The organism is Streptomyces recifensis, from assembly GCF_002154615.1.
In the GTDB taxonomy this organism is placed as follows: Bacteria; Actinomycetota; Actinomycetes; order Streptomycetales; family Streptomycetaceae; genus Streptomyces; species Streptomyces griseoluteus.
Genome location: NZ_MUNH01000038.1, coordinates 24,820 through 43,740 on the forward strand (window position 1 = coordinate 24,820; position 18,921 = coordinate 43,740).

Sequence of the window (18,921 nt, forward strand, 5' to 3'; positions counted from 1 at the left end):
CGTCACGATCCAGGCCATGACGTGACCCAGGGTGTTGTCGGGGTCTGGTCAACACGCTTCAATGCGGGGGAACTCGGGGCCGCGCAGTCGGCGCACGCGAACGGCGTGCCCGCCCGCGAGCGCGCCCCCGGGGGCCCACGGGGTGGCCCACGACCCCGCACCGCGGTCTGACCAGCCGTGGTGACCCCTCACAGAAAGGCTTCTGTGCATGTCACATGTCACAGAGCACCCGGACCTCGCCTCCGCCGAGCTGGAGACGGCCCTGCGGGGCGGCCCCTTCCATGTGGCGCTGCGCGCCGCGATAGCCGCCCGCGGCCTGCCGCTCCAGCGGGTGCAGCACCATCTGACGCGCCACGGGGTGAAGGTCGGCGTGACCAGTCTCAGCTACTGGCAGCAGGGCGCCCGCCGCCCCCAGCGCCCGGAGTCGCTGCGCGCCGTGCGCGCACTGGAGGAGATCCTCCGGCTGCCCGAGGAATCCCTGATCAGGCTGCTCGCCGAGGGGCCGGAGACGGCCGACGGCGACCGCCCGGCGCCCCGCTCCTACCGTTCGCTGGTCGAGGCGTCCGACACGCTGGACCGGCTCCGGGCGGAGCTGGACTGGACACCGGACGGCGGCATGCAGACCCTCGGCCACCACGAACGCGTCCGCATCGGGGGACGGCGCGAACTGGCGGGCCGGGAATCCGAGCACATCGTGCGCGCCCACCGAGACGGCGTGGACCGCTTCGTCGCCGTCCACCACGGCGATCCCGGCTGCCGTCCGGACGACATGGCCGTGCACGCGCTGGAGAACTGCCGCACCGGCCGCGTCCGGCTGGACCGGGAGACCGGTGTCCTGGTGGCCGAGCTGCTCTTCGGCACCCGGCTGCGCTCCGGCGACACCTTCCTCTTCCGGTACGGCATCACCGACGGCACCGCCGGGGCCTCGCACGAGTACGTCCACCGCTTCGGCTCACCGGGCGGGCAGTACGCGCTCCAGGTGCGGTTCGACGCGTCCGCGCTCCCGGCCCGCTGCCACCGCTTCACCCAGTTCTCCCCCGCCGCGCCGCGCGCGGGACGGCAGGAGCTGGCGGTCAGCGAGCCGCACCGCAGCGTTCACGTCGTGGAGCCACGGGTGCGGCCGGGGACCGTGGGGATCGCCTGGGAGTGGGAGTGATCCGTTCTCGGACGCCCTGAGCGGGGACGACCGGCGGCGTCAGGCGGCCGGCCCCGCGACGATCCGGCCGTCCGCCACCTTCACCGGCAACTCGCTCAGCGGCTCGGTCGCCGGTGCCTGGACCACCTTGCCGGTGGCGGCGTCGAACTCGCTGCCGTGGCAGGGGCAGACCAGGGTGGTGCCGCGCAGCTTGTTGATCACGCACCCGGCGTGCGTGCAGACCAGGCTGTACGCCTTCAGGCCACCTTCGGCGTCCCGGCTGACCACCACGTTGTGGTCGCGGTACAGCTTCGCGGCGCCCTTGGCCACCTCGCCCTCGGCCCCGAGGTCGACGGAGGAGGTGACCGCCGACGCGCCCTTGTCGTCCTGGGGAGCGGCACAGGCGGCCAGCCCCAGCCCGGCGACCGGCACCACGGCGGCTCCTCTGAGGACGGTACGGCGGCTCGCGGACGATCGGGCGGGCATCGGTCTCTCCACAGGTCAGGGGATGTGCAGAGTGACCTTATCCGGGCATGGGGGACGGTTCGGGAGCGGGGGCGGGCGTACGCGGCTTGGGGCGCCCTCGGACCAGGACGCCTGCGTAAGCGCTTGCGCAAGCGTTTACGCACACGTGGCCGATGGGATACCTTCCCGCCCGTGGGACCAACGTCTGGCGCCGTGGCCCGCGCCCGCCGGCCGGACGGCGGCCGGGACGGCGTTCCGGGTCTTGTGGGAGGGGAAGCGCGATGTCCACCATGGCCGACGTGGCCCGGAACGCCGGTGTCTCCGTGGCGACCGTCTCCCACGTCCTGAACGGCACGCGCCCGGTGCTCCCCCACACCCGGCAGGCCGTGCTGGACGCTGTCGAGGCCCTCGGCTACACGCCCAACTCCCTCGCCCGCTCCCTGGTGACCTCCCGGACCCGCTCCATCGGGCTCGCGGTGTCGGCGATCAGCAACCCGTACTTCACCGAGATCCTCCAGGGCGTGGAGGCGGCCGCGCTGGAGGCGGGTTACAGCCTGCTCATCGCGGACCCGCACGACGACCCCGAGCATGAGCTGAAGGTCGTCAAACTGCTGCACGGGCGCCGGGTGGACGGCATGATCGTCGCGCCCTCCGCCGAGCCGGGGGACCTCGTGGCGTACCTCCGGCGCCAGGCCGTGCCCACAGTGCTGCTGGACCGGGTGCTGGAGCAGGCCGGCCCCGGGCAGGGGCAGTTCGACCAGGTGTGCGCCGAGAACTCCGGGCCCATGGCCGAGCTGGTCACCCACCTCGCCTCCCTGGGACACCGGCGGATCGGCCTGGTCGCCGGGCTGCCGGGGCTCAGCACCACCAGCGAACGGATCGCGGGGTACCGGCAGGGGCTCGCGGCGGCAGGGCTATACGCCGACGACGAACTCGTGGTGTCCGGCAGCTCCGAAGCCAGGGGGGCCGAGCGGGCCACCGCCGCGCTGCTCGCCCTGCCCGGTGCGCCCACGGCACTGGTCACCGCCAACAACGCGATGACGATCGGCGCCCTGCGCGCTCTGCGGGAGCGGGGCCTGAGTGTGCCCGGCGACATCGCCCTGGCGTGCTTCGACGACTTCGCCTGGGCCGACCTGTTCGCACCCCGGCTCACCGCGATCGCCCAGCCCAGCCGGGAGATGGGCGCCCGGGCCGTCCGGGTGCTGCTGGACCGCCTGTCGGCGCCGGACCGAGAGGCGAGGACGGTACGGCTGCCCTGCGCCTTCGTCCACCGCGCCTCCTGCGGCTGCCCGGAGCCCGGGCCGGCGGACACCGGCAACAGCATGGAATCGACCTCGCAGTCCGAGAAGGGAACCACCCCGTGATCGTCGTCGCCGGTGAGGCACTGATCGACCTGGTACCGCAGGGCCGTGGCGCCCTGGCCGGCCTCCAACCGGCCCTCGGCGGCGGCCCGTTCAACACCGCCGTGGCCCTCGGCCGGCTGGGCTCGCCGACCGCCTTCGCCTCCCGCGCCTCGCACGACGCCTTCGGCGAGGCCCTGCTCGACGGGCTGCGGCGGGCCGGGGTGGACGTCTCCGCGGTGCAGCGCGGCCCCGAGCCGACCACGCTCGCCGTGGCCACCGTCGACTCCGGCGGCTCGGCGGCCTACTCCTTCTACGTCGAGGGCACCGCCGACCGCCTCTTCACCACCCCGGCCGCTCTGCCCGAGGGCACCCGCGCGGTGTCCTTCGGCACCTGCTCGCTCGCCCTGGAACCGGGGGCGAGCGCCTATGAGGAGCTGATGCGGTCGGCCGCCGGCCAGGGCCTGTTCACCGCCCTCGACCCCAACATCCGGGCGGGCCTGATCCCGGACGCGGACGCCTACCGCGAGCGTTTCCGGGGCTGGCTGCCCTCGGTGACGCTGCTGAAGCTGTCCGAGGAGGACGCCCAGTGGCTGGGCGGCACCCCCCGCGAGTGGCTGGCCGCGGGACCGTCGGCCGTGGTCGTCACACGGGGCGGCGACGGCCTCACCGTCTACACCGCCGACGGCGCGGAGCACCGTGTGCCCGGCGAGAAGGTCGACGTCGTGGACACCATCGGGGCCGGGGACACCGTGAACGCGGCCCTGCTGCACGGCCTGTCCACCCTGGACGCGCTGTCCGCGCGGGCGCTCGCCGGGCTGGGCCCGGACACCTGGCGGCGACTGCTCGGCTTCGCCGCACGGGCGGCGGCGGTCACCTGCTCGCGGGCGGGCGCGGAGCCGCCGTACGCGGCCGAGCTGGGCCCGCTGTGACCGGCTGAAACGGCGAGCGGCGCCTCGCGGGGTGAGTCCCGCGAGGCGCCGCTCGCACCAAGGGCCGCCGTCAGGCCTTGGGGGCCCGTGTCGCCTTCTTGGCGGCCGTCTTCCTGGCCGTCCCGGCCTTGGCGGTGGCGGTGCCGTCGGCCTTGGCCGGAACCGCCTTCTTCGCGGTCTTCCGCGCCCGCGGGGCCTTCACCGGGCCCGCGTCGCTGACCCGGTCGGCGCCGAGGATCTCGCGCAGGAACTTGCCGGTGTGGCTGGCCGGAACCGCCGCGACTTCCTCGGGCGTGCCCTCGGCGACCACGAGACCGCCGCCCGCGCCGCCCTCCGGGCCCATGTCGATGACCCAGTCCGCGGTCTTGATCACATCGAGGTTGTGCTCGATGACGACGACCGTGTTGCCCTTGTCCACCAGACCGGTGAGGACCTTCAGCAGCTTACTGATGTCCTCGAAGTGCAGACCGGTGGTCGGCTCGTCCAGGACGTAGACCGTGCGGCCGGTGGAGCGCTTCTGCAGCTCGCTGGCGAGCTTGACGCGCTGCGCCTCACCGCCGGACAGGGTGGTCGCGGACTGGCCCAGCCGGACGTAGCCGAGTCCGACGTCCTTCAGGGTGCGCAGGTGCCGGGAGATGGCGGGCACCGCCTCGAAGAAGTCGGTCGCCTCCTCGATCGGCATGTTCAGCACGTCGGCGATGGACTTGCCCTTGTAGTGGACCTCCAGGGTCTCCCGGTTGTACCGGGCGCCGTGGCAGACCTCGCACGGGACGTAGACGTCCGGGAGGAAGTTCATCTCGATCTTGATCGTGCCGTCGCCCGAGCAGTTCTCGCAGCGGCCGCCCTTGACGTTGAAGGAGAAGCGGCCGGGCTGGTAGCCCCGCACCTTCGCCTCGGTGGTCTCGGCGAACAGCCTGCGGACGTGGTCGAAGACACCGGTGTACGTCGCCGGGTTGGAGCGCGGGGTGCGACCGATGGGCGACTGGTCGACGTGCACGACCTTGTCCACCTGGTCGTCGCCGTCCACGCGCGTGTGGCGGCCGGGGACGTTCCGCGCGCCGTTCAGCTCGCGGGCCAGGTGGGTGTACAGGATGTCGTTGACCAAGGTCGACTTGCCCGAGCCGGACACACCGGTGACCGCCGTGAACACGCCCAGCGGGAAGGACACGTCGATGTCCTGGAGGTTGTTCTCCCGCGCGCCGCGCACCACGAGCTGCCGGGACGGGTCGAGCGGCCGGCGCACGTCCGGCAGCGGGATCGACTTGCGGCCGGAGAGGTACTGGCCGGTCTGCGACTCCGTGTTGGCGAGCAGTTCCTTGAGGTGACCGCTGTGGACGACCTTGCCGCCGTGCTCACCGGCGCCCGGACCGATGTCCACGATCCAGTCGGCGACCTTGATGGTGTCCTCGTCGTGCTCGACCACGATGAGGGTGTTGCCCATGTCGCGCAGCCGGACCAGGGTCTCGATCAGCCGGTGGTTGTCCCGCTGGTGCAGACCGATGGACGGCTCGTCCAGCACGTAGAGCACACCGACGAGGCCGGAGCCGATCTGGGTGGCCAGGCGGATGCGCTGGGCCTCGCCGCCGGACAGGGTGCCGGCCGCGCGGTTGAGGGAGAGGTAGTCCAGGCCGACGTCGACCAGGAAGCGCAGCCGCTCGTTGACCTCTTTCAGCACGCGCTCGGCGATCTTCTTGTCGCGCGCGTTCAGCTTCAGCTCGCCCAGGAAGTCCGCGCAGTCGCTGATCGACATCGCGGCGACCTCGGCGATCGACTTCCCCATGACGGAGACCGCGAGGACGATCGGCTTCAGGCGCGTGCCCTCGCAGGAGGGGCAGGGCACTTCGCGCATGTAGCCCTCGAAGCGCTCCCGGCTGGCGTCGCTCTCGGCCTCGCTGTGCCGCCGCTTGACGAAGGGCACCGCGCCCTCGAACGGGGTGGTGTACACCCGCTCGCGGCCGTACCGGTTGCGGTAGCGGACCTCGATCTGGGTCTTGTGGCCGTACAGCAGGGCCTTCTTGGCGCGCTGGGGCAACCCGGCGAAGGGGATGTCGGTGCGGAAACCGAGGGCGTCCGCGAGGGCGTTGATCAGCCGGCCGAAGTAGTCCTTGGTGTGGCCGTGCGACCAGGGGTGGATGGCGCCCTCGTCGAGCGACTTGTCCTCGTCCGGGACGATCAGCTCCGCGTCGACCTCCATCCGCGTGCCGATGCCGGTGCACTCGGGGCAGGCGCCGAAGGGCGAGTTGAAGGAGAAGGAGCGCGGCTCCAGCTCCTCGAACGACAGGTCGTCGTACGTGCAGTACAGGTGCTCCGAGAACATGCGCTCGCGCTCGGGGTCGTCCTCGGGGAGGTCCACGAAGTCGAGCACGACCATGCCGCCGGAGAGGCCGAGGGCGGTCTCCACGGAGTCGGTCAGGCGGCGCTTGGCGGAGTCCTTCACCGTGAGGCGGTCGACGACCACCTCGATGGTGTGCTTCTCCTGCTTCTTCAGGGTCGGCGGCTCGGACAGCTGGATGGTCTGGCCGTCGACCCGCGCGCGGGAGTAGCCCTTGGTCTGGAGGTCGGAGAAGAGGTCGACGAACTCGCCCTTGCGCTCGCGCACGAGCGGGGAGAGGACCTGGAAGCGGCTGCCCTCGGGCAGCTCCAGCACCTTGTCCACGATGGCCTGCGGCGACTGGCGCGAGATGGGCCGGCCGCACTCTGGGCAGTGCGGCTTGCCGATGCGCGCGAAGAGCAGGCGCAGGTAGTCGTAGACCTCGGTGATGGTGCCGACCGTGGAGCGGGGGTTGCGCGAGGTCGACTTCTGGTCGATGGAGACCGCGGGCGAGAGGCCCTCGATGAAGTCGACGTCGGGCTTGTCCATCTGCCCGAGGAACTGGCGGGCGTACGAGGAGAGCGACTCCACGTAGCGGCGCTGGCCCTCGGCGAAGATGGTGTCGAAGGCCAGGGAGGACTTGCCCGACCCGGACAGGCCCGTGAAGACGATGAGCGCGTCACGCGGCAGGTCGAGCGAGACATTCTTCAGGTTGTGCTCGCGCGCGCCACGGACGATGAGACGGTCGGCCACGCCGGTCCGCACCTTTCTTCGGAGAAATGACAGGGGCCGAGACCCCGTGCTTCTTGGAGCCTAGGGGGAGCCACTGACAACGCCGGTCGGATTCCCCGGATGCATAACAATCCCCAGCCACCCAGCATGCCCGACGCCGTCTTCGACGATATAGCACGCGCTTTCGAATTACGGAGGATGTTCGCCACCTTCACCCGAAGGAGTGGTCCCGCTAGGGTCGGGCCCCATGACCGATCACGCTCATGACCTGGCCCGTGTACGGGAAGCGACGGAACGGCTGCTCAGCGCGGCCGCCGCACTGGACAACGCGGCACTGTCCGAGCCGTCACGGCTTCCGGGCTGGACGCGCGGACATGTCCTAGCTCACATCGCCCGCAACGCCGACGCCCTCGTGAACGTCCTCGAGGGTCGCCCGATGTACGTGAGCGCCGAGACCCGCGACGCCGACATCGAGCGGGACGCCCCGCGCCCCCTCGAGACCCACATCACCGACGTGCGCGACAGCGCGGCCCGGTTCGACGCGGCGGGCTCGGCGCCGGGCGACTGGAACCGCGTGGTGGAGCTGCGCAACGGCATCACCGACGTCGCGGACCGGTTGCCGTTCCGGCGCTGGGCCGAGATCGAGCTGCACCACGTCGACCTCGGCGCCGGCTACGAGCTGGAGGACCTCCCGGCCGAGTTCACCGAGCGCGAGACCGAGTTCCTGGCCCAGCGCTTCCTGGGCCACCCCGACGTGCCGCCCACGCTGCTGAGCGACGGCACGCGGACCTGGAGCACCGGGCAGGAGGCGCCCGAGCCCGAGGTCACCGTCACCGGCACTCCGGCCGACCTGCTGGGCTGGCTCGCCGGGCGCCGCGAGGGGACCGCGCTGGAGGTGAAGGGCGGCGAGCTGCCCGCGCTGCCCCCGCTGTGACACGGCACCGGGCCGCCAACCCCCGCCCCGCTATAGGCTGATCGTCATGACGTACAGCGGCGAGGTCAGGGTCGGCGGTCCGGCGGACGTGCACGAGCTGAAGGACCTGATGATCACGAAGGTCGCGGTCGGCCCGATGAACAACAACGCCTATCTGCTGCGTTGCCGGGCCACCGACGAGCAGCTCCTGATCGACGCGGCCGCCGAGCCGCACAAGCTCCTCACCATGATCGGCGAGGACGGCATCGCGTCCGTCGTCACCACCCATCAGCACGGCGACCACTGGCAGGCGCTCGGCGAGGTCGTCGGCGCCACCGGCGCGCGCACCTACGCCGGCCGGGAGGACGCCCCGGGCATCCCGGTCCCCACCGACGTGCCGGTCGACGACGGGGACGTGATCCGGGTCGGCCAGGTCGAGCTGACCGCGCGCCACCTCGTCGGGCACACGCCGGGCTCCATCGCGCTGGTCTACGACGACCCGCACGGCCACCCGCACGTCTTCACCGGCGACTGCCTCTTCCCCGGCGGTGTCGGCAACACCCACCAGGACCCCGAGGCGTTCGCCAGCCTGATCCACGACGTGGAGACGAAGATCTTCGACGCCCTGCCGGACGAGACCTGGGTCTACCCCGGCCACGGCGACGACACCAGCCTCGGTGCCGAGCGCCCGCATCTGCCGGAGTGGCACGCGCGCGGCTGGTGAGCCGGGGCGGCGCTCAGCCGTCGGCCCGCGCCGACCCCGCCAGCGTGGCGATCCGCTCCACCGCGAAGACGTACCCCTGCACCCCGCAGCCCGCGATCACCCCGTCGGCGCGCAGCGAGACGTACGAATGGTGCCGGAAGGACTCGCGCTGGTGGATGTTGGAGATGTGGACCTCCACCACGGGCAGGCCGTCGCAGGTGTTCAGCGCGTCCAGGATCGCCACCGACGTGTGCGAGTAGGCGCCGGGGTTGATGACGATCCCGGCGTGGTCGAGCCGCGCCTCGTGAATCCAGTCCACCAGTTGCCCCTCGTGGTTGGACTGCCGGCAGTCCACCGTGCCGCCGTACGCGGCCGCCGCCTCGGCGCACATGGCCTCCACGTCCGCGAGCGTGTCCTTGCCGTAGATCTCGGGCTGCCGCTGGCCGAGGAGGTTCAGGTTGGGCCCGTTGAGGATCATGATCGGGGCGCTGGCCAGGCTGCGGGACACGGTGGTTTCCTCCGGTGCGTCGGGGGCGGCCGGCAGGACGGCCACCGCTCGCACCCGGTCTATCACGGCCCGCCGGGCGGCTCACGGGCCCGGTGGGGCGCCCTCGGCTACGGATTGAGGGCCAGCTCCAGATAGGCGGCGAAGATGACCAGGTGGACGCCGCCCTGGAGCGGGGTGGCGCGGCCGGGTACGACCGTGAGCGAGGCGACGACCACAGTGAGCGCGAGCAGCAGCATGTGCGTGGAGCCGAGGCCCAGCACGAGCGGTCCGGACAGCCAGACCGACGCCAGGGCGACGGCCGGGATGGTCAGGCCGATGCTGGCCATGGCGGAGCCCAGCGCGAGATTGAGGCTGGTCTGCACCCGGTCGCGGCGGGCGGCGCGCAGCGCGGCGATGGTCTCCGGGAGCAGCACGAGCAGGGCGATGATCACACCCACGACCGAAGGGGGCAGCCCCGCGCCCTCCACCCCGGACTCGATGGTGGGTGACACGCCCTTGGCCAGACCGACCACACCGACGAGGGCGAGGCCGAGCAGGCCGAGGCTGATCCAGGCCCGGCGGCGGGTCGGAGGTGCCGCGTGGTCGGTGACGACGTCGCCCTCCTTGGTGACCGGCAGGAAGTAGTCGCGGTGCCGGACGGTCTGGGTGGCGACGAAGAGGCCGTAGAGGATCAGCGAGGAGAAGGCCGCGAACGTCAGTTGCACGGAGGAGAACTCGGGGCCGGGCTTGCTGGTCGTGAAGGTCGGCAGCACCAGGCTGAGGGTGGCCAGGGTGGCGACCGTCGCCAGGGCGGCTCCGGTGCCCTCGGGGTTGAACACGGCGGTGCCGTGGCGCAGGGAGCCGACCAGGAGGCAGATGCCGACGATGCCGTTGCAGGTGATCATCACCGCGGCGAACACCGTGTCGCGGGCCAGGGTGGCGCTCTTGTCCCCGCCGTCGACCATGAGGGTGACGATCAGCGCCACCTCGATGACGGTGACGGCGACGGCGAGCACCAGGGAGCCGAAGGGTTCGCCCACCCGGTGGGCGACGACCTCGGCGTGGTGCACGGCGGCCAGCACGGACCCGGCGAGCACGACGGCGACCAGGGCGACCACCGCGCCGGGCAGGCTGCGGCCCCAGGTGAAGACGAGGAGGACGACCGCGAGCACCGGCACGAGGAGCGTCCACCGCGCGGCGAGCGACCTGAGCCGAGTGATCATGCAGTGATGGTGGCAGAGGCGTACAGGGTTCGCATTCCGTTCGTTTCGTCCGGCGCACCGGTCGGGTGGGCGCGGTGGGGTCGGCGGAGCGGGGCCTTCCCGGCGGAAGGCGCCGGGCCGCGGCACCTTCCGCACGGGTCGCCCGCCTTTCGGGGGTGACGGGTCAGGCGTCGATGCTGTCCTTGGCGCCGCCGGCGCCCCCGGCCGCCTCAGCGGCCGCCTGCTTCCTGGAGGCGATGAGGCTGGTGATCGTGGTGACGATCAGCACGCCGCAGATCACGCCCAGGGAGACGGGGATGCTGATCTCCGGGACATGCACGCCCAGCTCGTGCAAGGCGTGCAGCACCAGCTTGACGCCGATGAAGCCCAGGATGACCGACAGGCCGTAGGACAGGTGGACCAGCTTCTTCAGCAGGCCGCCGATGAGGAAGTAGAGCTGGCGCAGACCCATCAGGGCGAAGGCGTTCGCGGTGAAGACGATGTACGGGTCCTGCGTCAGGCCGAAGATCGCGGGGATGGAGTCCAGCGCGAACAGCACGTCGGTGGTGCCGATGGCGAGCATCACGACCAGCATCGGGGTCATGACCCGCTTGCCGTTCTCCTCGATCCACAGCTTGGTGCCGTGGTAACGGTCGGCGACACCGAACCTGCGCTCGGCGGCCTTCAGCAGCTTGTTCTCCTCGTACTCCTCGTCCTCGTGATCGGCGCGGGCCTCCTGGATGAGCTTCCAGGCGGTCCAGATCAGGAAGGCGCCGAAGATGAAGAACACCCAGGAGAAGCTGGCGAGGATCGCCGCGCCGGCCGCGATGAAGACGGCCCGCAGGACCAGGGCTATGAGCACGCCGAAGAGCAGGACCCGTTGCTGGTACTGCGCGGGCACCGCGAACTTCGTCATGATCAGGACGAAGACGAAGAGGTTGTCGACACTCAGCGACTTCTCGGTGATGAAGCCGGCGAAGAACTCCCCGGCGGGCTGGGCGCCGCCGAAGTAGAACAGTCCGAGGCCGAAGAGCCCGGCCAGGGCGATCCAGACGGCTGTCCAGATACCGGCTTCCTTGATGGACACCTCATGCGGCTTGCGGCCGATGAAGAAGTCCACCGCGATCAGGGCTGCCAGCCCCACGATGGTCAAGACCCACAGGGTCATCGAGACGTCCACTGCACCTCCGGCATCACGTCACGGCAAACATCAGCGTTGTCGCTGCCGGAGGTCTCTTCCACCCGAGGGACGGGCCGGCGCCCCGGAATCCATGGGGATTCGTATTGACGGGGCCGCCGCATCAGGGAGTACTCCCCTCCGCACGGATACGGTAGCGCAATCACCAAGGGAGAGTAAAGAGAAAAGTAAAGTAAAGACCAAGTGAGCAGCTCAGAGACTCTTTACCGTCCCTTGATCCGGGCTGCGGCGACCTTGCTGAGCACCTGCTGGAGCACCGCCCCGCCCGACGGCGGCAGGGACGGTTCGAAGGTCCATGCGTGCCCGACCCAGGGGTCGGCGAAATGGTCGTCGGGTGACGGCGTGAGTCGCGTCAGCGAACGCCACAGCGGGTCGAGCAAAGGCCCGTACTCCCCCGCGTCCGCACGGTCCGCGACCAGCAGCAGATGGACCCCAGCCGCCGGGCCCTCGTCGGCGAGGAAGCGGAGCCGGGTCAGGGCGCGGTCGTCGAAGCCCTGGGGGAAGTCGTTGACCATCAGCAGCCGCCGGGCGGTGTCGAAGCCGTCCGGCAACGCCTCGGTGGCGCCACCGCCGATCGCCATGCGTACGAGGTCGACCCGCCGGGTGAGGGACTCCAGCGCCTGCGCGACGCCCGCCGTGCCCCTGGCGGGCGGTCCCGTCAGCGCGCCCGTCCGGGTGAGGGCGCCGAGCGGTCCGGCTCCGGCCCCGGCCGGGTCGATGACCTCCACGGAGAACTCCCCCACCGGGTGGACGGCGAGCAGCCGCGCGGCGAGGGCCACGGCGACTTCCAGGGCCAGCCGGCGCCGCTCGGCCGAGTCCGTGAAGTCGGCCGGTGTGGCACCGCTGTCGACCCACAGACCCCGCTCCAGCGGCAGCCTGACCAGCATCGGAATGCGCAGGGACGCGCTCTCGGGGAGGTGGAGGTCGCCCAGCCGTACGGCCTGGGGCACCTCTGTCGGCATCCGGTGGCCGTGCCAGACGGGGCTGTCCCAGCGGGCGTACGCGGGTGGCAGGGCGGGCTCGACGACCTCCGCCTCGGCGGTGAGCTGGGCGAGGTCGCGGTCGTGGGCCGCCTGCGCCCGGCCCATCAGTTCGTCGTGCTTGGCCCGGGCCGCCTTCCGTGCCGCGTCCCCGGCGCCGCCGATCCTGGCGCGCGGGTCGGCCAGGGCTTCGTCGAGTTCCCGGTCGAGGCGGGCGCCGGCGAAATCGGCCGCGCTCCGGAGGGCGGCGGTGGAACGGGCCAGATCCTCGAACATGCCCCAGACCTGGTTGTAGAGCCGCTCCTCCATGGACCAGCCCGGCGCGTCGCCCGCGACGGGCTGTGGCTGTGGCTGTGGCTGTGGCTGTGGCTGTGGCTGTGGCTGTGGGGGAGCCTGCCGCACGGGGTGGGTGTAGTCGACGGGTCCGCCCTCGGACGGGCCGGCCTTCGGCGGAGCGGCGGCCAGGACCGCGCCGAGGCGCCCTGCTTCGTGCATCGCCTCGGCCACTTCGCGGGCCCCGGGCAGTCCCAGGTCCGCCAGGAGTGCGGTGAGGCCCTCGGCATACCCCTGGCCGACCGCCCGGACCTTCCAGCCGCCCTGCCTGCGGTACAGCTCCAGCGCGACGACGGCCGACTCGGCGTCCAGCCCGGCGAGGGTGAAGCGGACGATCTCCGTGCCGTCGGCATCGGTGACGGTCGTCCGCGGGGCGGCGGTCGCGCCGAACCGTGCTGCCGGCCCCAGCAGGGCCAGCAGCACGGTGACACGGTGCACCGCCTCGGACAGCTCCCCCAGGTCGGCGGAGAGACGGTGCTCGGCGGCCGCCGCGCGGGGCACCTCGATGCCGGGGAGGACCGGGGCGCCGTGATGGGCGATCCCGTGGCCCTCTTGCACGCGGCCGCCCTCGTCACCGAGAGCGGCCGCCACGAGCACGGGGACCTCGGCCGAGACCAGGATCTCCAGCCGGGTCCGGGGCAGCGGGTGGTTCTGCCCCCGCACCAGTTCGGCCACCATCGCCGTCCCCCTGTGGTCGTGTCGTGGTGCGCGCCGGGCGGGTCCTAGAGGTGCGGCAGGATCGCCGGCATCAGGTCCTGGAAGGTGCGTCCGTTGGCCGGCTCCCCCAGCGCGGTCATCGTCCAGCCGGCGCCCTGGCGGTGCACCTTGGCCATGATCTGCGCGGTGTACTCGCCACCGCCCGCGAGCGTGTAGCGCGCCAGTTCCTGGCCGTTGGTCTCGTCCACCAGGCGGCAGAACGCGTTCTGCACCTCCTGGAAGGTCTGCCCGGTGAAGGAGTTCACCGTGAAGACGATCTGGTCGACGTGGGGCGGGACCCGCTGGAGGTCCACCAGGACGGCCTCGTCGTCGCCGCCCTGCCCGACACCGCCGACGAGGTTGTCACCGGTGTGCCGTACGGAGCCGTCGTCGCTCACCAGGTGGCGGAAGAAGACCACGTCGACCGGCTGCTTCTCCGCGAAGAGGACCGCCGAGGCGTCCAGGTCGATCTCGCGGGTGCGCGAGCCGAACAGCCCGCGTCGCTTCGCCGCCTGCCAGCCGAGACCCATACGGACCGCGGTCAGGGTGGCACCGTCCTTCTTCTCCAGGCTGATGGCCTGGCCCTTGGTCATGTTGACGGTCACGGCTGAATCCCCTCTCGGTGTTCCCCTGTTGCCGCGCATCGCGCGGTTGCCCAGAACCCTACGCAGCGTCGCCGACCGTGCCGAACCCCGGCCCGCGCTTTGTGTCGGTGTTGCAACACTGGGCGCGTATGCCGAGGTCCGGACGGGTCGGGAGGGTCAGGCGAGACCGGCCTCCCGCATCTGGCGCAGTTCCTTCTTCATCTCGGACACCTCGTCGCGCAGCCGGGCGGCGATCTCGAACTGGAGCTCCGCGGCGGCGGCGCGCATGCGGTCCGTCATCTCCTCGATCTGTCCGGCGAGTTCGGCGGCCGGCTGGTCGGTGGGCTGCGTCCTGCCCTTGGCCTTCGTCCTGGCCGCCTTCGCCTTGGCGTCCTGGGTCGCCTTGCCGCCCAGGCTGGGCACCGGCGCCTTGGCCGCCTTGCCGTCCTTCTGCTGCCGGTAGCCGGTGCCGAGGAGCTGCTCGGTGTCGACGTCCTCGCGGGCGATCTGGGCGACGATGTCGTTGATCTTCTTGCGCAGCGGCTGCGGGTCGATGCCGTTGGCCTTGTTGTACGCGACCTGCTTCTCGCGGCGCCGGTTGGTCTCGTCGATGGCCTTCTCCATCGCCGGGGTGATCTTGTCGGCGTACATGTGGACCTGGCCGGAGACGTTGCGCGCCGCGCGGCCGATGGTCTGGATCAGCGAGGTGCCGGAGCGCAGGAAGCCCTCCTTGTCGGCGTCGAGGATGGCCACCAGGGACACCTCGGGCAGGTCGAGGCCCTCGCGCAGCAGGTTGATGCCGACCAGGACGTCGTACTCACCGGCGCGCAGCTCGCGCAGCAGCTCCACGCGGCGCAGGGTGTCCACGTCGCTGTGGAGGTAGCGGACCTGGATGCCGAGTTCCACGAAGTAGTCGGTGAGGTCCTCGGCCATCTTCTTGGTGAGCGTGGTGACCAGGACGCGCTCGTTCTTGTCGGTGCGCTCCCGGATCTCGTGCACCAGGTCGTCGATCTGGCCCTCGGTCGGCTTGACCACGACCTCGGGGTCGACCAGGCCGGTCGGGCGGATGATCTGCTCCACCACGCCGTCGCCGCGGGAAAGCTCGTAGGCCCCGGGCGTCGCCGACAGGTAGACGGTCTGCCCGATGCGCTCCTGGAACTCCTCCCACTTCAGGGGGCGGTTGTCCAGCGCGGAAGGGAGCCGGAAGCCGTGGTCGACCAGGGTGCGCTTGCGGGAGGCGTCGCCCTCGTACATGGCGCCGATCTGCGGGACGGTGACGTGCGACTCGTCGATGACCAGCAGGAAGTCGTCCGGGAAGTAGTCGAGCAGGGTGTTCGGCGGGGAGCCGGGGAGGCGGCCGTCGAAGTGCATCGAGTAGTTCTCCACGCCGGAGCAGGTGCCGATCTGGCGGAGCATCTCGATGTCGTAGGTGGTGCGCATCCGCAGGCGCTGGGCCTCCAGGAGCTTGCCCTGCTTCTCCAGCTCGGCCAGGCGCTCCCCCAGCTCCTTCTCGATGCCGTTGACGGCGCGCTCCATGCGCTCCGGTCCGGCGACGTAGTGGGAGGCGGGGAAGACGTAGAGCTGCTGGTCGTCGCTGATGATCTCGCCGGTGATCGGGTGCAGCGTGGAGAGCGCCTCGATCTCGTCGCCGAACATCTCGATGCGGACGGCCAGCTCCTCGTAGACCGGGAAGATCTCGATGGTGTCGCCGCGCACGCGGAAGGTGCCGCGGGTGAAGGCGGTGTCGTTGCGCGTGTACTGGATGTCGACGAAGCGGCGCAGCAGGTCGTCCCGGTCGATCTCCTCGCCGACCTTGAGCGGGACCATGCGGTCCACGTACTCCTGCGGCGTACCCAGGCCGTAGATGCAGGAGACGGAGGCGACCACGACCACGTCACGGCGGGTGAGCAGGGAGTTCGTCGCCGAGTGGCGCAGGCGCTCGACCTCCTCGTTGATCGAGGAGTCCTTCTCGATGTAGGTGTCCGACTGCGGGACGTACGCCTCGGGCTGGTAGTAGTCGTAGTACGAGACGAAGTATTCGACCGCGTTGTTCGGGAGCAGCTCGCGGAACTCGTTGGCCAGCTGGGCGGCCAGCGTCTTGTTCGGCGCCATGACCAGGGTCGGGCGCTGGAGCTTCTCGATCATCCACGCGGTGGTGGCGGACTTGCCGGTACCGGTCGCGCCGAGCAGTACGACGTCCTTCTCGCCGCCCTGCACACGCTTGGCCAGGTCGGCGATGGCCGCCGGCTGATCGCCGCTGGGCTGGTAGGGGCTGACGACCTCGAAGGGCGCCACCGTGCGTTCGATCTTTGAAACGGGCCGCATGCCATCAACCGTACGACCCCCCACTGACAACGGGTCCGGAGTCAGTGGCGCTGCGGGGTGCGGGAGCCGTGGGCGTCGGCGTGGACCGGCTCCCGGTACGGCCGCTGCGGCGGGCGAACGCGCTGATGGGAGGGGACGGCGGCGGCCGGGACGCCCGGCTTGGACTCCTCGGGGACGCGTGGCGGCGCGCCCTTGACCATCAGCGGATCGAACATCACGACGACGGCCGCGAGGAGCAGGAGGGCGAGCGGTCCGACGAGGATCGGCGCGAGCACGGCGGCCGGCGAGCCGCTGGTCGCGGGGGCGGGGGTGCCGTGGAGGTGGACGGTGAGTCCGGCCATGCCGGTGTAGTGCATGCCACTGACGGCCAGGCCCATGACGAGGCTGGCGCCGATGCTGCCCCGCCACCCCCGGACGTGTCCGGCGGCCCAGAGGGCGACGGTGGCGGCCACGACGGCGATGACGACAGAGGCGACGACGCCGGCGATGTCGTAGGTGAACTCTCCGTCGAAGCGCATGCCGGCCATGCCGAGGTAGTGCATCGAGGCGACGCCCAGGCCGGTGATCGTGCCGCCCGTGACGAGCGAGGTGCCGCTGGCGCCCCGGTAGCCGATCATGAAGATCCCGACGCCCACCATGACGATGGCCAGGCCGAGGCTGGCGTAGGTCATCGGTTTGTCGAAGCGGATCGGCGTCTCGTCGATGGAGAAGCCCATCATGGCGATGAAGTGCATGGTCCAGATGCCGGAACCGATCGCGGTCGAGCCCAGGGCCAGCCACGCGGGCCGCCAGGAGCGGGTGACGAGCAGGGACCGGGTGGTGCAGCGCAGGCCCAGGGCGCCGCCCAGGCAGGCCATCACATAGCCCACCAGGGGAGTGACGACCCCGTAGCTGAATCCGTCGATCGTGCCTCGCATGCGCGGCTGTCCCTCGCCTTCTCGCGACCCTTACCGACGCGATGTTCCCCCTGCCCAGCACCGCGGTGGCGGTCGGGACTGTCGGAGAGAGTATGGCTGCCACCGGAATGGTCGAATGATTTTCCGGCAAAGAAACACGTCCTTACCCCACTTGTGCGGCACCGGTGTACGGAGTTGGGCCCCGCCGTTCATCCTGTGGCCGTTCTGCGCTCCTGTGCCGTTGACGCTGCGCTGTCACCCTGGTGCTGTTGGTATTCGCCGGACGTGAGGAGTACGCATGTACGCGCACGCAGTCGCCGCCGCGGCCACCGCGGCCCTGGGGGCGACGGTCCTGCTGAGCCCCGGCTCCGACGGCCGGCAGGTCAGGGCGGCCCAGCCCACGGTGGTCGCCCACCGCGGGGCCTCCGCGTACGCGCCCGAGAACACGCTGTCCGCCATCGACAAGGCGGCGAGGCTGGGCTTCTCCTGGGTGGAGAACGACGTGCAGCGCACCAAGGACGGCAAGCTGGTCGTCATCCACGACGACAGCCTGGCGCGCACCACGAACGTCGAGGACGTCTTCCCCGGCCGGGCGCCCTGGAAGGTGAAGGACTTCACGGCGGCGGAGATCGCCCGGCTGGACGCGGGGAGCTGGTTCTCCCCCGCCTACGCGGGCGCGCGCGTGCCGACGCTCGATCGCTACATGCGCCGGGTCGAGCGCAACCACGAGAAACTCCTGCTGGAGGTCAAGAACCCCGAGCTGTACCCCGGTATCGAGGCGCAGATCCTCAAGACCCTGAGCAACGAGGGCTGGCTGGACCGCGCGCACCAGAACCGGCTGATCGTGCAGAGCTTCAGCGCGGACAGCATCCGTACCGTGCACCGGCTCAAGCCCGCGCTGACCACCGGCTACCTGGGCCGTCCGGAGGTCGCCGAGCTGAGCGGCTACGCCCGGTTCGCCGACCTGGTCAATCCGGCGTACGCGGGCATCTCCGCGAGCTACGTCTCAGCGGCGCACGCCCTGAAGGGGCCGCACGGCAAGCCTGTCCGGGTCTTCGCGTGGACGGTGAACGACGCGGCGACGGCGCGGAAGGTCCGGGGCTACGGCGTCGACGGCATCATCACCAACAAGCCGGACGTGGTGCGCACGGCGCTCAGCGCCGACTGATTCCCACGTCAGGGCCCGTTGTCGGTGCCGGGTCGTACCGTGGTCGGCATGGACAGCCAGGGGCAGGACGGACAGCGGGTCGTGTGGGCGGTCGTGCCCAGCCGCATCGGCCCGCTGATGCTGGCCGCGAGCGGCCAGGGGCTGGTCAACGTGGTCTTCCACGCCACCGGCCCGGTGCGCGAGCGAGCGCTGAGGCGGCTGGCGGCGCGGTACGGCACCGAGCCGGTCGAAGAGCCGGGCGCGCCCCTGCTGGCGGAGGCGATACGGCAGGTCGAGGCCTATCTGGCCGGCGGGCGGCAGGACTTCGACCTGCCGCTGGACTGGTCGCTGATCTCCGGTTTCCACCGGGCGGTGCTGCGCGAACTGGCCGACGGCGTCCCGTACGGCACGGTGGTCGGCTACGGCGATCTGGCCCGGCGGGTCGGGCAGCCCGGCGGGGCGCAGGCGGTGGGCACGGCGATGGGCGCCAACCCGTTGCCGGTGGTCGTGCCGTGTCACCGGGTGGTGGAGAGCGACGGCGG

The 18,921-nt window shown here is 71.2% G+C and carries 16 protein-coding genes; 7 read left to right on the forward strand and 9 right to left on the reverse strand.

The genetic code is table 11. The annotated features are described in order from the left end of the window. The first annotated feature begins 208 nt into the window (after positions 1-208). On the forward strand, positions 209-1,156 hold the full coding sequence (locus CCN33_RS02610; RefSeq protein ID WP_086690626.1) for a hypothetical protein: 948 nt from the start codon (positions 209-211) through the stop codon (positions 1,154-1,156). Positions 1,157-1,195: 39 nt separating this feature from the next. Here the strand turns inward: CCN33_RS02610 and CCN33_RS02615 are convergent, their stop codons facing one another. Continuing rightward, positions 1,196-1,621 carry a Rieske (2Fe-2S) protein gene (locus CCN33_RS02615; protein ID WP_086690628.1) on the reverse strand — a complete coding sequence of 142 codons (426 nt, stop codon included), beginning with the start codon at positions 1,619-1,621 and terminating at the stop codon, positions 1,196-1,198. Between the two features lie 260 nt (positions 1,622-1,881). Between CCN33_RS02615 and CCN33_RS02620 the strand changes: the two genes are divergently transcribed. Beyond that, entirely contained in the window at positions 1,882-2,964 is a 1,083-nt protein-coding gene (locus CCN33_RS02620; protein ID WP_086690630.1) for a LacI family DNA-binding transcriptional regulator, read from the forward strand. Further along, the gene (locus tag CCN33_RS02625) at positions 2,961-3,872 is read left to right on the forward strand and encodes a carbohydrate kinase family protein (RefSeq protein ID WP_086690632.1); all 912 of its coding nucleotides are present in this window, start codon (positions 2,961-2,963) and stop codon (positions 3,870-3,872) included. Before CCN33_RS02620 ends, CCN33_RS02625 begins: the two co-directional genes overlap by 4 nt. Before the next feature lie 70 nt (positions 3,873-3,942). Here the strand turns inward: CCN33_RS02625 and uvrA are convergent, their stop codons facing one another. Continuing rightward, a complete protein-coding gene (gene uvrA, locus CCN33_RS02630) occupies positions 3,943-6,936 on the reverse strand; it encodes an excinuclease ABC subunit UvrA (protein ID WP_086690634.1) in 2,994 nt (997 codons plus the stop codon). A 226-nt stretch (positions 6,937-7,162) separates the two neighbouring features. Between uvrA and CCN33_RS02635 the strand changes: the two genes are divergently transcribed. Together CCN33_RS02635 and CCN33_RS02640 are read left to right on the forward strand one after the other, a co-directional pair. Then, complete coding sequence (locus tag CCN33_RS02635; RefSeq protein WP_086690636.1) at positions 7,163-7,849, forward strand: maleylpyruvate isomerase family mycothiol-dependent enzyme; 687 nt, start codon at positions 7,163-7,165, stop codon at positions 7,847-7,849. A 46-nt stretch (positions 7,850-7,895) separates the two neighbouring features. After that, complete coding sequence (locus tag CCN33_RS02640) at positions 7,896-8,552, forward strand: MBL fold metallo-hydrolase (RefSeq protein ID WP_086690638.1); 657 nt, start codon at positions 7,896-7,898, stop codon at positions 8,550-8,552. Between the two features lie 13 nt (positions 8,553-8,565). Here the strand turns inward: CCN33_RS02640 and aroQ are convergent, their stop codons facing one another. The 7 genes from aroQ to CCN33_RS02675 all read right to left on the reverse strand — a co-directional run bounded on the left by aroQ (position 8,566) and on the right by CCN33_RS02675 (position 17,253). Further along, positions 8,566-9,039, reverse strand: a complete 474-nt coding sequence (aroQ, locus tag CCN33_RS02645) for a type II 3-dehydroquinate dehydratase (RefSeq protein WP_086690657.1) — start codon at positions 9,037-9,039, stop codon at positions 8,566-8,568. A 107-nt stretch (positions 9,040-9,146) separates the two neighbouring features. After that, positions 9,147-10,241, reverse strand: a complete 1,095-nt coding sequence (locus tag CCN33_RS02650) for a calcium:cation antiporter (RefSeq protein ID WP_086690640.1) — start codon at positions 10,239-10,241, stop codon at positions 9,147-9,149. Positions 10,242-10,404: 163 nt separating this feature from the next. Continuing rightward, the gene (locus CCN33_RS02655) at positions 10,405-11,388 is read right to left on the reverse strand and encodes a TerC family protein (protein WP_167387748.1); all 984 of its coding nucleotides are present in this window, start codon (positions 11,386-11,388) and stop codon (positions 10,405-10,407) included. 233 nt (positions 11,389-11,621) lie between these two features. Beyond that, the gene (locus CCN33_RS02660; RefSeq protein ID WP_086690644.1) at positions 11,622-13,409 is read right to left on the reverse strand and encodes a TerD family protein; all 1,788 of its coding nucleotides are present in this window, start codon (positions 13,407-13,409) and stop codon (positions 11,622-11,624) included. Positions 13,410-13,453: 44 nt separating this feature from the next. Continuing rightward, positions 13,454-14,032: a TerD family protein gene (locus CCN33_RS02665; protein ID WP_030809798.1), complete on the reverse strand. Its 579-nt coding sequence runs from the start codon at positions 14,030-14,032 to the stop codon at positions 13,454-13,456. A 156-nt stretch (positions 14,033-14,188) separates the two neighbouring features. Beyond that, positions 14,189-16,336, reverse strand: a complete 2,148-nt coding sequence (gene uvrB / locus CCN33_RS02670; protein ID WP_086690646.1) for an excinuclease ABC subunit UvrB — start codon at positions 16,334-16,336, stop codon at positions 14,189-14,191. Positions 16,337-16,377: 41 nt separating this feature from the next. Further along, on the reverse strand, positions 16,378-17,253 hold the full coding sequence (locus CCN33_RS02675; protein ID WP_086690648.1) for an MHYT domain-containing protein: 876 nt from the start codon (positions 17,251-17,253) through the stop codon (positions 16,378-16,380). Positions 17,254-17,530: 277 nt separating this feature from the next. Here CCN33_RS02675 and CCN33_RS02680 point away from each other — a divergent pair, with 277 nt between their 5' ends. Then, the gene (locus CCN33_RS02680; RefSeq protein WP_086690651.1) at positions 17,531-18,400 is read left to right on the forward strand and encodes a glycerophosphodiester phosphodiesterase; all 870 of its coding nucleotides are present in this window, start codon (positions 17,531-17,533) and stop codon (positions 18,398-18,400) included. A 48-nt stretch (positions 18,401-18,448) separates the two neighbouring features. Beyond that, on the forward strand, positions 18,449-18,921 hold a 473-nt coding region (locus CCN33_RS02685; RefSeq protein ID WP_086690659.1), incomplete at its 3' end, for a methylated-DNA--[protein]-cysteine S-methyltransferase.

Coding starts and splice junctions, on each gene's coding strand:
- CCN33_RS02620 (WP_086690630.1), top strand. CDS start 1,882: ATGTCCACCATGGCCGACGTGGCCCGGAACGCCGGTGTCTCCGTGGCG.
- CCN33_RS02680 (WP_086690651.1), top strand. CDS start 17,531: ATGTACGCGCACGCAGTCGCCGCCGCGGCCACCGCGGCCCTGGGGGCG.
- CCN33_RS02655 (WP_167387748.1), bottom strand. CDS start 11,388: ATGACCCTGTGGGTCTTGACCATCGTGGGGCTGGCAGCCCTGATCGCG.
- uvrB (WP_086690646.1), bottom strand. CDS start 16,336: ATGCGGCCCGTTTCAAAGATCGAACGCACGGTGGCGCCCTTCGAGGTC.
- CCN33_RS02675 (WP_086690648.1), bottom strand. CDS start 17,253: ATGCGAGGCACGATCGACGGATTCAGCTACGGGGTCGTCACTCCCCTG.
- CCN33_RS02640 (WP_086690638.1), top strand. CDS start 7,896: ATGACGTACAGCGGCGAGGTCAGGGTCGGCGGTCCGGCGGACGTGCAC.
- CCN33_RS02650 (WP_086690640.1), bottom strand. CDS start 10,241: ATGATCACTCGGCTCAGGTCGCTCGCCGCGCGGTGGACGCTCCTCGTG.
- CCN33_RS02610 (WP_086690626.1), top strand. CDS start 209: ATGTCACATGTCACAGAGCACCCGGACCTCGCCTCCGCCGAGCTGGAG.
- CCN33_RS02615 (WP_086690628.1), bottom strand. CDS start 1,621: ATGCCCGCCCGATCGTCCGCGAGCCGCCGTACCGTCCTCAGAGGAGCC.
- CCN33_RS02660 (WP_086690644.1), bottom strand. CDS start 13,409: ATGGTGGCCGAACTGGTGCGGGGGCAGAACCACCCGCTGCCCCGGACC.
- CCN33_RS02635 (WP_086690636.1), top strand. CDS start 7,163: ATGACCGATCACGCTCATGACCTGGCCCGTGTACGGGAAGCGACGGAA.